Annotated in this window: 13 protein-coding genes and 1 other RNA gene; 6 read left to right on the forward strand and 8 right to left on the reverse strand. The window is 67.2% G+C overall.

Annotation, left to right across the window (positions count from 1 at the left end; genetic code table 11):
• Nucleotides 1–154 precede the first annotated feature (154 nt).
• On the reverse strand, nucleotides 155–478 hold the full coding sequence (locus tag ACVWYO_RS02895; protein WP_140851660.1) for a YbaB/EbfC family nucleoid-associated protein: 324 nt from the start codon (nucleotides 476–478) through the stop codon (nucleotides 155–157).
• Entirely contained in the window at nucleotides 475–2,127 is a 1,653-nt protein-coding gene (locus ACVWYO_RS02900; protein WP_457348698.1) for a DNA polymerase III subunit gamma/tau, read from the reverse strand. Before ACVWYO_RS02900 ends, ACVWYO_RS02895 begins: the two co-directional genes overlap by 4 nt.
• 149 nt (nucleotides 2,128–2,276) lie before the next feature.
• Here ACVWYO_RS02900 and ACVWYO_RS02905 point away from each other — a divergent pair, with 149 nt between their 5' ends.
• On the forward strand, nucleotides 2,277–2,996 hold the full coding sequence (locus ACVWYO_RS02905) for a hypothetical protein (protein ID WP_457348699.1): 720 nt from the start codon (nucleotides 2,277–2,279) through the stop codon (nucleotides 2,994–2,996).
• Nucleotides 2,997–3,097: 101 nt separating this feature from the next.
• Here ACVWYO_RS02905 and ffs read toward each other — a convergent pair.
• The 5 genes from ffs to ACVWYO_RS02930 form a co-directional block, all read right to left on the reverse strand.
• An RNA gene (gene ffs, locus ACVWYO_RS02910) (signal recognition particle sRNA small type) lies at nucleotides 3,098–3,195 on the reverse strand.
• A 67-nt stretch (nucleotides 3,196–3,262) separates the two neighbouring features.
• The gene (locus tag ACVWYO_RS02915; protein ID WP_457348700.1) at nucleotides 3,263–3,478 is read right to left on the reverse strand and encodes a hypothetical protein; all 216 of its coding nucleotides are present in this window, start codon (nucleotides 3,476–3,478) and stop codon (nucleotides 3,263–3,265) included.
• Between the two features lie 44 nt (nucleotides 3,479–3,522).
• Nucleotides 3,523–3,855: a 2Fe-2S iron-sulfur cluster-binding protein gene (locus ACVWYO_RS02920; RefSeq protein WP_457348701.1), complete on the reverse strand. Its 333-nt coding sequence runs from the start codon at nucleotides 3,853–3,855 to the stop codon at nucleotides 3,523–3,525.
• A complete protein-coding gene (locus ACVWYO_RS02925) occupies nucleotides 3,852–5,162 on the reverse strand; it encodes a cysteine desulfurase family protein (RefSeq protein ID WP_457348702.1) in 1,311 nt (436 codons plus the stop codon). Before ACVWYO_RS02925 ends, ACVWYO_RS02920 begins: the two co-directional genes overlap by 4 nt.
• On the reverse strand, nucleotides 5,120–6,289 hold the full coding sequence (locus ACVWYO_RS02930) for a cysteine desulfurase family protein (RefSeq protein ID WP_457348703.1): 1,170 nt from the start codon (nucleotides 6,287–6,289) through the stop codon (nucleotides 5,120–5,122). The genes ACVWYO_RS02925 and ACVWYO_RS02930 overlap by 43 nt, the downstream gene beginning before the upstream one ends.
• 42 nt (nucleotides 6,290–6,331) lie before the next feature.
• Between ACVWYO_RS02930 and ACVWYO_RS02935 the strand changes: the two genes are divergently transcribed.
• Nucleotides 6,332–6,988 carry an alpha/beta hydrolase gene (locus tag ACVWYO_RS02935; RefSeq protein ID WP_133186743.1) on the forward strand — a complete coding sequence of 219 codons (657 nt, stop codon included), beginning with the start codon at nucleotides 6,332–6,334 and terminating at the stop codon, nucleotides 6,986–6,988.
• 144 nt (nucleotides 6,989–7,132) lie between these two features.
• On the opposite strand, the gene ACVWYO_RS02940 is transcribed toward ACVWYO_RS02935, so the two are convergent.
• Nucleotides 7,133–10,039, reverse strand: a complete 2,907-nt coding sequence (locus tag ACVWYO_RS02940) for a M16 family metallopeptidase (protein WP_457348704.1) — start codon at nucleotides 10,037–10,039, stop codon at nucleotides 7,133–7,135.
• 96 nt (nucleotides 10,040–10,135) lie between these two features.
• Here ACVWYO_RS02940 and ACVWYO_RS02945 point away from each other — a divergent pair, with 96 nt between their 5' ends.
• From ACVWYO_RS02945 to ACVWYO_RS02960, 4 genes are read left to right on the forward strand one after another with little or no spacing between them, the layout of a single operon-like run.
• Complete coding sequence (locus ACVWYO_RS02945; protein ID WP_140851666.1) at nucleotides 10,136–10,708, forward strand: NifU family protein; 573 nt, start codon at nucleotides 10,136–10,138, stop codon at nucleotides 10,706–10,708.
• 2 nt (nucleotides 10,709–10,710) lie between these two features.
• Nucleotides 10,711–11,298 (forward strand): malonic semialdehyde reductase, encoded by a 588-nt coding sequence (locus ACVWYO_RS02950; protein ID WP_457348705.1) that lies wholly within the window; start codon nucleotides 10,711–10,713, stop codon nucleotides 11,296–11,298.
• A gap of 5 nt (nucleotides 11,299–11,303) precedes the next feature.
• Nucleotides 11,304–11,927, forward strand: a complete 624-nt coding sequence (gene tsaB, locus ACVWYO_RS02955) for a tRNA (adenosine(37)-N6)-threonylcarbamoyltransferase complex dimerization subunit type 1 TsaB (RefSeq protein ID WP_457348706.1) — start codon at nucleotides 11,304–11,306, stop codon at nucleotides 11,925–11,927.
• Nucleotides 11,924–12,397: a GNAT family N-acetyltransferase gene (locus ACVWYO_RS02960; protein ID WP_457348707.1), complete on the forward strand. Its 474-nt coding sequence runs from the start codon at nucleotides 11,924–11,926 to the stop codon at nucleotides 12,395–12,397. The genes tsaB and ACVWYO_RS02960 overlap by 4 nt, the downstream gene beginning before the upstream one ends.
• Nucleotides 12,398–12,490 lie beyond the last annotated feature (93 nt).

Here is a 12,490-nt window from a genome sequence, read left to right on the forward strand (position 1 = left end):
GGACGCGTATGATCCGCTCGAACGCCGCTTCCAAGCCCGTGGGCAGATCCACCTCCAGGACCGTCATCGTTCGACACGAAAAAGGGAGCGCGGGCGACCGCGCTCCCTTCTCTTCCTCGTTTGGGGAAGTCCGACGCTAGCGAACGCCGCCCGTTCAGAACGGCAGCTTGAACCCCGGCGGCAGCGGAATGCCGCTCGTCATCTTCGCCATTTCGGCACCCGACGCCGCATCGGCCTTGACCTTCGCGTCGTTGAACGCCGCGACCACCAGATCCTCGACCATCTGCTTTTCGCTCGGCTGGAGCAGCGACGGGTCGATCTCGATCCCGATGATCCGCCCCTTGGCCGAGGCGCGGACCTTGACCAGGCCACCGCCGGCCGCACCCTCGACCTCGATCTTGTCGAGCCCGTCCTGCGCCTTGGTCAGCTCGGCCTGGACGTTCTGCGCCATCGCCATGATGTCTTCGATGCTCTTCATGCGGTATGTCTCCTTCTTTCGAGCAAGCTCTTGATCTCGGTCTCGGGCAGCTCGGCCCCCGGAAACGCGGCAAACGCCGCTTCGATCATCGGGCTTGCCAAGATGCTGGCCTTGAAGCTCTCATATTGGGCGGCTTCGGCCTCGCGCAATGTCGGCCTGCCGGGTTTGGGCGAGGTCGTGATCGTCCACGCCCGTCGGGTAAGCGCTTTGAGCGCGGCGCCGAGATCGCCGACCAGATCGGCCGGCAGCGGCCGCGCGTTGCTCAGCACGAGCTCGGCCTCGACGATGCTGATCACGCTCGCATGGTGCACGATCCGTGACGACAGCGCGAGTTCGCCGGCATCCTCGAGCAGCGCGACAATCCCCTCGATCGTGCTCGGCAAGACCGCCTCGGCCGCCGGGGCCTGCGCAGGTGCTGCGGCGGCTTGCGCGACCGGTGCCGCCATCATCGGCGCGCCCGCCGCAATCATCCGCGCAAGCTCGCCCGGATCGGGCAGGCTCGAGGCATGGACGAGCCGCAGCAGCGCCATCTCGCACGCCTCGATCGGCATCGCCGCGCGGGCGACCTCGTCATGGCCCTTGAGCAGCAACTGCCACAGCCGATGGAGCACTGCGAACGACAGCGTCTCGGCCCAGCTGACGAGCGCCTCGCGCTCCTCGGTCGCCTGCCCCGCTTCCTGCGTGGCACCCAATTTCACCAGCGTGGTCGCATGGACCGTCTCGAGCAGCCCGCGCAGCACGCCAAGCGGATCGACGCCGAGATCGTACTGCCGCCGGAGCGCCGCGAGCGCGCCGACGCCGTCGCTCGCGATCAGCAACGCCATCAGGTCGCGGATCGCGCCGCGGTCGGACAGGCCGAGCATGTCGCGCACCGCGGCGGCACTCACCGCCCCGCCCTCCATGTCGGCATGCGCGATCGCCTGGTCGAGGATCGACAGCCCGTCGCGCGCCGACCCTTCGGCCGCCCGCGCGATCAACCCCAGGGCCTCGGGTTCGGCCTCGACACCCTCGGCCTTCGACACGCGCGCGAAATGCTCGGCGAGCTTCTCGGCCGGGATGCGCCGCAGATCGAAGCGCTGGCAGCGCGACAGCACCGTCACCGGCACCTTGTTGACCTCGGTCGTTGCCAGCACGAACTTGACGCCCTCGGCCGGCTCCTCGAGCGTCTTCAGGAGCGCGTTGAACGCGTTCTTCGACAGCATGTGGACTTCGTCGATGATGTAGATCTTGTAGCGCGCGACGAACGCCGTCATCCGCGAGGCATCGATCACCGCGCGCATGTCGTCGACGCCGGTATGGCTCGCGGCGTCCATCTCGATCACGTCGATATGCCGCCCCTCGGCGATCCCGACGCACGGTTCGCACACGCCGCACGGGTCGATCGTCGGGCCGCCGGTGCCGTCAGGGCCGATGCAGTTGAGCGCCTTCGCAAGCAAGCGCGCGGTAGAGGTCTTGCCGACCCCGCGCACGCCGGTCAGCAGGAACGCATGCGCGAGCCGCCCGCGCCGGATCGCATTGCCGAGCGTGGTGACCATCGCGTCCTGACCGATCAACTCGCCAAAGGTCTGCGGACGATATTTGCGCGCAAGGACGCGGTACGCGTCCTTTGAGGCGGTGGTCGGAAGGTCAAGATCGAAGGAGTCGGACATCGTGGCGGGTCTAGCGTGCCGGGGCGCGTAAGTCGAAGGGTTGGTTGCGACACGCGCTCGGATCGCGGTCGGCATCCCGGACCACTGACGGGAGGGGATTTGAGAATCCCGCGAAATCGCGTACAAATCGGCGGCGGGGGACAAACCGGATGCTGCGACGTTTTGCCACGTTCGGACAGGCGGTTATGGAACTGCGATGGCGCGAAGCAGCCGTCGATCTTGCGATCGTCGTGCTTGGCTTGCTGATCGGGCTGCAGCTCAACGACTGGGTCGACGCGGCGAAGCGGCAGCGCGAGGAACACGGCTATCTGCTGCGACTGCGCGACGAAACGCGCGTCAATCTCGCCACCGCGGTGGCGATCGAGCGCAGCCAGCGCGCCACTGTCGCAGACCTGTTGCGAATCGCGCGAAGCGAGGCGACGACGACCGCGGGCGCATTGCCGCTCGCAAAGCCCGATTTCGGCTGCAGCATGCTACAACTGCCCGCCGCGCGCGTGATCAACACCGCTTATCGCGAGCTATCGGAAGGCGCCAAGCTCGATATTCTCGAAGATCGCCCGCTGCGCGTCACGCTTGGGCAGGCCATTTCCCGGCACGACTTCACCGACAGCCAGATCCAGTATTTCCGCTTGTCGTATCAGCAATACAGACAGACGCTAGGACGCTTCTACCATTTCGACATCGCGGCGGACGGCACGGTCGCATGCCGGATCGAACTCGCAGCGTTGCTGCGCGAGGCGCGCGCGATGCAGGTGCTGAAATGGTTATATCGCGATCAATCTGTGGTGCTGCGCTATCGTCAGGCCGAAACGCTCATGACACGACGTGTGTACGATCGGCTGGAGGCGTTGCTCCGCCCTGGTAGGTGAGTACAGAATTGGGGCAACAAGCCCATCCGCGGTTTCCGATGGCGCTGTCAGGGCCACCGGACGCGCTCAAGCACCGCGCTCGGGTTGCAGCGTGACGGCTGTACGGTGGGAGCCGGAACGACCCGGGGCGAAATCGTTGTGGCTGCTTCCTTCCGGATCTGACCAGGTTGGCGACGACCCCGTCCGCCCGACTCCCGCGGCGCATATGGCGGGGTCGGGCGGTGGGATCAAGCCCGCTTGAACAAACGGGCCAGCGTCATGGTCGCTCAGTAGCGAACGGTGCGGCAGACGCGCACGCGGTGATGATTGCGATACTGCATCTTGCAGACCTTGCGCGTGCGGTGGCGATTGACGCCGTGGCGCTCGGTATGGACGGTCCGGGTAACGACACGGTCATGGCTGTTCTGCTGCGCGCTGGCAGCGGCCGGGACGATGGCGGCGGCGGCGATCAGGCCGGCCGAGATCAGGGCTGCGATTTTCATGAGTGTCTCCTGGTTCGTACGTAAGGGGTACGGGAGCGTAATGATCAACGGCCCTGCATGTTCCGAACTTCGCCCGGAATCCGGACAGTTAATTGATTCAGATCAACGCTGAGCAGGATCTGGCACGCGAGCCGACTCGTGCGCGTGGCGCCGGCGGCGAGGTCGAGCATGTCCTCCTCATCCTCGCTTGGCGGCGGAAGCTTGGCGAAATCCTCGGCCGCGACGATGACGTGACAGGTCGAGCACGCCATCTGCCCCTCGCACGTCCCCTCGAGCGGCTGCCCGTCGGCCTGCGCGATTTCGAGCAGCCGCGCGCCCGGCGCGGCATCGACCTCGCGCAGCGTGCCGTCGATTCCGATGAAGCGTACCAGCGTCATGCCGCAATTCCTCCCGCGATCCGTTGCGCATCGGCCGCCGCCATGATCCGGTCGATCGCTTCGGTCAGCTCCGCCTCGGTCGTGTAGCGACCAAAGCCCAGCCGGATGCTGGACCGCGCGTGCGCCTCGGAGAGCCCGATCGCGCGCAGCACATGGCTCGATCGGCCCGAGCCACTCGCACAGGCCGACCCCGCCGAAAACGCGATATCGCGCAGGTCGGACATCAACCGCGCGACATCGAGGCCGTCGCGGCGGATGTTGAGATTGCCAGGATAGCGATGGGTACGCTCGCCATTGAGCACCCATCCTCCCCTCCCTGGAAGAACGTCAGGTGAACCATGCCCCGCACGGTTCAGGTCATCCCGGGGGGATGACCGACCTGACGCTGGGCTGGGGGTGGGTTGGTCTGAAGAGAGGATCGACGCCGCCACGGGCCGACCCATCCCCAACCCCTCCCTTCCAGGGAGGGGAGGCGAAAGCCCCAACCGTTCCGCCGCCAGATCCCAGAGCCGTTCGACATGGCGCGCATCGGATGCCTCGTTTAGCTGCAACAACCGCGCAGCTTCGCCGAACCCGGCGCAGAGCGCGGGCGATAGCGTGCCCGATCGTCCCGCTGCTTCCTGCCCGCCGCCATGCAGCAAGGGTGCGAGCTCCACGCCCTTGCGGATCCACAGCGCCCCGATGCCCTTGGGCCCATAGACCTTGTGCGCCGACAGCGCGACGAGATCGCAGCCTGGCGGGATCGAAACGCGCCCAAACCCCTGCACCGCATCGCACAGCATCAACGCCCCGACGCCATGCGCGATCTCGGCCAGTTCGGCGATCGGCTGGACCACGCCGATCTCGTTATTGACCAGCATCGCCACGACAAGCCCCGTCCCCGGCCCGATCGCCGCGCGCGCAATGTCGAGATCGACCAGGCCATCCGCGCCGATCGGCAGGATCGTGACGCCGCGTCCTCGCGCGCGCTCGGCCTCGACCGTGTCGAGCACGGCGGCATGCTCGCTCGCCAGCGTAACGATAGCGCCCTGTGTGCCCTTGATCGCCCAGTTGAGGGCTTCGGTCGCGCCGCTGGTAAACGCCACATCGCCATCGCCCGGCAACAGCGCAGCGACCTGCGAGCGGGCATATTCGACCGCGGCCTTGGCCTTGCGCCCGGCGGCATGGGTCGAATGCGGATTGGCGTGCTGGTCGCGCAGCCACGGCAGCATCGCGTCGAACGCCTCGGGCGCGAGCGGGGTCGTCGCCTGGTAATCGAGATAGATCACGCCGCAAACGCCCGCGCCGAGCGGGCGATGCTGCGCCATTCGGCGATGAAGCGGTCGACATCGGCCTCGGTCGTCGCGCGCCCGAAGCTCACGCGCACCACTTCGCGCGACGCCTCCACGCTCCACCCCATCGCGCCGAGCACATGGCTCGGCTTCATGCTGCCCGACGAACACGCGCTCCCCGCCGACACCGCGATCCCCGCCATGTCGAAGCGGATCAGCTGCGTCGCCGCCGCGAGCCCGGGCATGCGATACGCCCCGATCGCCGGATGCCGCGGCGCCTCGGAAGCGACCACCTGCCCGCCCGACCGCGCGACCGCATCGTCGAGCTTCGCGCGCAGCGAAACCATCGCCGCAACGTCCTCCGCTTCGGCGAGCGCGGCGGCAAAACCAAGCGCGGCGGGGACATTCTCGGTCCCGCCGCGATACCCGCGCTCCTGCCCGCCACTCGGGGAAAGCGTCGCCACGTCGCGCACGAGCACCGCGCCGATCCCCGGCGGCCCGCCGCGCTTGTGCGCCGAGATCGCGACGAAATCGGCCAGTTCGGCGACCACCGGATCGACCCCTGCGGGCATCTGCGCGGCATCGACCAGCAGCAGCGATCCCGTGCGATGCACGATCTCGGCAATCTCGGCGATCGGCTGGCGCACCCCGGTCTCGCTGTTGCACCATTGCACCGCGACGATCGCCCGTCCGCGTTCGAGCGCTGCGGCAAGCTGGTCGAGATCGAGCAGCCCCTCGGCATCGACCAGGAGCACCGCGGCGTCGCCGCCTGCGCGAATCACCGCATCGTGCTCGACCGCCGAGATCAGCCGCCGCGGCGCCTCGCTGCCGATCACGCCGCGCGCGAGCACGATTCCCAGCGCCTCGCTCGCCCCGCTCGTCAGGATCGTCTCGCCACCCCAGCCATAGGCCGCGGCGATCTTCGCCCGTGCCGCCTCGAGCGCGGCGCGCGCCGCACGGCCCTCGGCATGCGGCGAAGACGGGTTCGCCCAACCGCGCATCCCCGCCTCCACCGCAGCGATCGCGGCCGGCAGCATCGGCGTCGTCGCCGCATGGTCGAGATAAAGGCGGGTGGTCGGGGGGGCGGTCAAAAGCGGGTCGGCTCCGTTATGATTGCGAAAAGCAGGGTCATGGCTATATAGCGCGCAAGCCCTCGCGCCCATATCCCACGGGCCGCGCCACACAATTGATAGTCAGCAGGTCCGATGCCAGAAGTCATTTTCCCCGGCCCCGATGGTCGCCTCGAAGGTCGTTTCGTCCCCGGACCCCGCCCGCGCGCGCCCGTCGCGATGATCCTCCACCCGCATCCGCAGGCCGGCGGCACGATGAACAACCACATCGTGATGGAGCTCTACAAGACCTTCCAGCGCCGCGGCTTCGCGACGCTGCGCTTCAATTTCCGCGGCGTCGGCAAGAGCCAGGGCACGTTCGACAACGGCGTGGGCGAACTGTCCGACGCGGCGTCGGCGCTCGACTGGGTGCAGAGCTTCCATCCCGAAGCGCAGACCACCTGGATCGCGGGCGTCAGCTTTGGTGCGTGGATCGGCATGCAGCTCTTGATGCGTCGCCCCGAAATCCGCGGCTTCATCTCGGTCGCGCCGCCAGCGAACATGTACGACTTCACCTTCCTCGCGCCGTGCCCGGCGAGCGGGATCATCATCCAGGCCGAGAATGACGAAGTCTCGCCCCCGCTCGCGACGCAGAAGCTCGTCGACAAGCTCCGCACGCAGAAGCACATCACGATCCATCACGACACGATCCCCAAGGCGAACCATTTCTTCGAACACGAAATGCCGCAACTGATGGGCAGCGTGGACAAGTATCTGGATATGCGGCTGGATCCGAACTCGCCGATCCGCTGATTTCGGCCCCGCACCCGTAACTCGTCACCCCGGCCTTGTGCCGGGGTCCACCGTGCCGCGCGTGCTACACCGCCAGCGCGTGTGTAGCGGTGGACCCCGGGATGAGCCCGGGGTGACGGGTTTGGCCCGCCCCCCCAACCCGCCTTACTTCTTCGACTCACCCCCCGGCACCACCTGCAACGTCCAGTCGCGATCGGGCCGCAGATACTTCGCCGCCGTCTCCTGCAGCTGCGCCGCCGTCATGTTCGAAATATCCGAATAGAGATGCATCAGCGCGTTGATCCGCGTCGGATCATAGGTCGCGCCATCGAGCTGGTTCATCCAGAACTGGTTGCCGGTCGACTGGCGCTGGATCGACTGTTGCATCGGCCCGATCGTCCGCTTCAATTCGTCGGCATCGATCGGCGTCGACACCAGCTCGGCCGCGATTTCGCGCGAGAGCTTGAAGAACAGCGGAATGTTCTCGGGCGCGACCTGGCCGATCGCGACCATCTTGCCGCCGGTCGGAAAGCCGGTCGGCCAGTCGCTCGACACGTTGGGGCTGTAGCTCGCCCCCGCCTGCGAGCGCAGCCGGTCGAACAGCCGATCGCTGAAGATCGCCGCCAGCACTTCGAGTCGCCGCGCCTCGCTCAGGCCGGCAACCCCGCCCCCGGTCGGCCAGGCGATCACCGCCGCCGCCTGGTTCGCCGGGCCATCATGCGTGCGCGTGACCGGTGTCGTGGTGTGCGCCGGGAAGTGCGGCGGCGGGGTCTGCTCGGTCGTCGCGGTGCGCGGTGGCAGCGCGCCGAGCGTTTTCTGCACCGCGGCGATCGCGACATCGGCCTTGACGTCGCCGAACACCATTACCTCGATCGGCCCGGTCTTGAGCAACGGCTCCCACAAGGCACGGAAGGCGGCGGGCGTCGTCGCGTTGATTGCGTCGAGGCTTGGCGTACCCCAGCGCGGGTCGCCGTCGCGCAGCAACCGATCGAGATCGCGCGACAGCACGCCCGTCGGCGACGCGTTCGATCCGGCATAAGACGACACCGCGACCGCGCGCGCGCGCAGCACCGGCGCCGGATCCCATGCGGGCGCGGTGAGCGCGGCGGCGATCAGCTTCAACTGATCGTCGAGGTCGGTCGGCGAGGTCAGTGCATTATAGGTGAAGGCATCCTCGTCGATCCCGAAATCAAGCCCGATCCGCCGACCCGAGGTGAGCGCGTCGAGATCGCCCTGATTGAGCTTGCCGATACCCCCTGCGGTGAGCGCGAGGTCGGCCGCCCAGGCGGGAGTCTCCTTGTTCGACGGCAGCGCGTTATAGCCGGCGCCGAAGCGTACGCGGACATAGACGCGGCTGTCCTCCGACGTCGTCGGATAGACGAGCACGCGCACGCCGTTCGACAGGTTATACTCCTGCATCTCGAACTCCTTGATCGGCGTGTTCGAGAGGATCGTCGCCGGCGCGCCGAGCTTGGGCAGGCTGGCAAAGGTCACATTGCCCTGGCGCGCGCGCTTGCCGGCCAAGCCCTTCACGTCGACCTTGAGCGCATTGGCGAGCGTCGTCTCGATCCCTGGCTCGGCCGTTGGCGTCGAGATCAGCGCGCGCGTCGCGGTGCCCTGGAACAGCCGCTTGGTCGCGGCGAGGATCTTGTCCGGCGTGAAGAAGCCCTTCTTCTCGGCATCCTCGAACACGCCCTGGATCACCGCCGGCGAGGTCGTCGTCTCGCGAATGTCGAGCGCCTGGACCATGTCGTCGGCTTCCTTGCTCCCCGCCTCGGCGCGATACGTGTCGACTTGCGTCTTGAACGACACGCGCTGCTCGGCGAGCTCGCGCTCGATCTCGGCCTTGGTCGGCGCCGAGGCCTGCGCGTCAGCGATCACCGCGCGCACGTCCTTCAACGCCGGATCCCAGGCCGAGCCGACCGGCAGGATCGTCACGAACGTGCCATTGGCCGAGCGCGAAGGATCGTCGAGCCGCACTGCCGCCGCGATATAGCTGCCACCCGAGCGCGCGCGCGTCTCGAGCCGACGGTTGATCACCGAGAGCGCGATGAAATCGGCGAGCCGCTTCTGGTTGAAGATGATGGTATCGTCGTTGTAATGCCACGGCCGCACGATCGCCATTTCGATCCGCGTCGGGATGCCCGGCTCGACCACCGCCTTGGTGGTGGTCTGCTTCGGGTCGGGCTGGCCGAAATCGGGATCGGCGGGATTGGGGCCGATGCCCTTCCACCCGCCGAAATTCTTCGCGACCATCGTCTCGAGCTTGGCCGGGTCAAAATCGCCGGCGATCACGACGAGCGTGCGCTCGGGGCGATACCAGCGATCGTGAAACGCACGCACGGTTTCAGCGGTCGCCGCCTCGAGCTCCTTGACGTGCCCGATCGGCGAACGATCGGCGAGCGGCTGCCCGGCGAAGAAGGTCGCATTCAGCGCGTCGATCACGCGCACCTGTGCGCCCGGCTGCTCGCGCTGCTCGGCCAGCACCGCAGGGCGCTCGGCACCAAGCGCGGTCGGCGTGATATTGGGGTTCGAGACCATGCCCGACAGGATCTTGAGACTCTCGTCGATCCCCGCCTCGGTCGCGCTCGGTAGATCGAGCTTGTAGACGGTCTGCGTCGGCGTGGTCGAGGCGTTGGTGTCCGAGCCGAAAGTGGTGCCCATCCGCTGCCAGATGCGCTTGGCCTCGCCATCGGGGACATATTGCGAGCCGCGGAACGAGAGATGCTCGATCAGATGCGCAAAGCCGCGCTCGGGATCGGTCTCGTAGAGCGACCCCGCGTCGATCCGAACGCGCATCGAGATCTGCCCCGGCGGGACGCCGTTCTTGCGCACCGCATAGCGCAGCCCGTTCTTGAGCGTCCCGAAATGCCACGCCGGATCGGGCGTGATGTCGCTGCCCTTGTAGAGCCACGCATCGCGGCTCGCGATCGCGCTTTGCGGGTCGACCGGCGCGTTGGCGGCCCGCAGCGCGGGCTGCGCAGGAGCGGTCTGGGCTACGACCTGCGGCACGGCAGCCAGGACCAGGAGGGAAGCAAAGGCGAAGCGCGTCATACGCGAGGGCGAGATCATCCCGCGTAGATAGCGGCGGAAAGCGGCGACCGCCAGCACCCCAGCGTTTCCATATCCACCCTTGCACCCGCCGCCCCTGCGCGCCACATGGCTGGCATGTTGATCGAAACCGAAACGACGCCCAACCCGGCGACGCTCAAATTCCTGCCCAACCGTGTCGTGATGGAAGCGGGCACCCGCGATTTCGTCACGCCCGAGGAAGCCGAGGCCTCCCCACTCGCTGACGCCCTGTTTGGGTTGGGCGACGTGACCGGCGTGTTCTTCGGGCGCGACTTCGTCTCGGTCACTGCCGCAGCCGGGGTCGATTGGGCGGGGCTCAAGCCCGACGTGCTCGGCCTGCTGCTCGATCATTTCAGCGCGAACATGCCCTTGTTCAAGCCAGGCAATGCCGGCGGCATCGCGGTCCCGGCCGAGGACTCGTTCAACGACGATCCCGCCGACGCCGACATCGTCGCACAGATCAAGGATCTGATCGAGACGCGCATTCGTCCGGCGGTCGCCAATGACGGTGGCGACATCGTCTATCGTGGTTTCGACAAGGGCAAGGTGTTCCTCGCGATGCAGGGCGCATGCGCCGGTTGCCCGTCGTCGAGCGCGACGCTCAAGAACGGCATCGAGCAATTGCTCAAATATTACGTCCCCGAAGTCACCGAAGTGCGAGCAGTTTGAGCATGGCCATCCTCGACGACGCAGCACTCGACCAGATCTTCCGCACCGCGCGCACCTATAACGGCTATACCGATCAACCGGTTCGCCAAGAGGATCTGCACGCGATCTGGGATCTGATGAAATGGGGACCGACCGCGACCAACCAGCTGCCCGGGCGCTTTGTCTGGTGCACCAGCGATGACGCCAAGGAAAAGCTCGCCGCCTGCTGCTCGGACTCGAACGCCGCCAAGGTGCGCAAGGCGCCCGTCACGGTGATCATCGCGATGGATCGCGACTTCCACCACCACCTCCCTGAACTCTTCCCGCATGTCGATGCGCGCCCGTGGTTCGCGAGCGAGACCGGCCGCGCCGAATCCGCGTTCCGCAACTCGACGCTGCAGGGCGCCTATTTCCTGATCGCGGCGCGCGCGCTCGGGTTCGACACCGGGCCGATGTCGGGGTTCGACGGCAAGGCGGTCGACGCCGCGTTCTTCGCCGACACGCCGGGCGTCAGCACCAACTTCATCGCCACACTCGGCCACGGCGACCCTTCGACGATTTTCGGTCGCCTGCCCCGCCCGGCGTTCGACAAGTTCAACACGCTCGCCTGACGCCCTTGTCGCGCACGCTCGTCCTCGAAACCGCCACCGCCGCCTGCTCGGTGGCGCTCATCGAGCACGGCGTGGTCATCGCCCAGGCGCATGAAGTCGTCGGGCGCGGCCATGCCGAGCGCCTGATTCCGATGATCGCCGACTTGCCGGGTGGTGGCCGCGCCGACGCGATCCTGGTCGATTGCGGTCCGGGCAGCTTCACCGGCATCCGCGTCGGCATCGCCGCCGCACGCGGGCTCGCGCTCGGCTGGGGCGCGCGACTGACGGGCTATACCTCGCTCCATCTGCTCGCCGCGACGGCGTTCGCCGACGACGCCAGCGACGATCTTGCGGTCATCCTCGAAGGCGGGCATGGCGAGGTCTTCATGCAAGGTTTCGCCCCGCCTTATCGGGACACCGGTCCCTTCGCATCGCTCAAGCCCGAAGCGGCGCTTTCCGCGCTCGCCGGGCGTCGCGCGATTGGCAGCGGCGTGCGCTTCCTGACCGCACTCGATCCCAGCATCGCGGCCGACCCGCGCCTGCCCGACGCCGCCGACGCGGGACTGCTCCCGCCCCATTGGGCGACGCTCGAACCCAAGCCGATCTATGGCCGCGCGCCCGACGCGAAGCCGCTCGTGCCTGCGCCATGAGCACGACGATCGGCATCGCGTTGCGATCGGGCGCGGTCGCCGATCTGGCGAGCGTCGATCGCGTGATGCAGGCGGCGTTCGATCCACGGTTCGGCGAGGCGTGGACGCACAATCAGGTGCTCGGGCTGCTTGCGATGCCAGGCGTCTGGCTGACCATCGCTGAACTGGCCGGCGAATCCGCCGGTTTCGCGCTGTCGCGCCGCGTCCTTGACGAAGCCGAACTGCTGTTGCTCGCCACGACCCCGCATTTGCGCCGCCGCGGCGTCGCCGGTGCGTTGCTCCGCGCGGTGATCGCCGATGCCGGAATGCAGGGCGCGACGAGCATCCATCTCGAAGTGCGCAGCGACAATGACGCGATCAAACTATATAGTTCCGAAGGCTTTATGATCGCAGGCCGGCGCCGCGATTACTATCGCGGACAGGCCGGGCAGACTTACGACGCACTGACGTATCGTCGCACAATAGCTTAAACCTTTTGTCATTCAGTCATTACTGCTTGCACAGGGAGATTGGAGCGCCGATAGGCCGCCGTGCGGAGGCATGTCACATGCCGCCCAATGAAT

The sequence above is a fragment of the Sphingomonas sp. UYP23 genome, assembly GCF_054059235.1.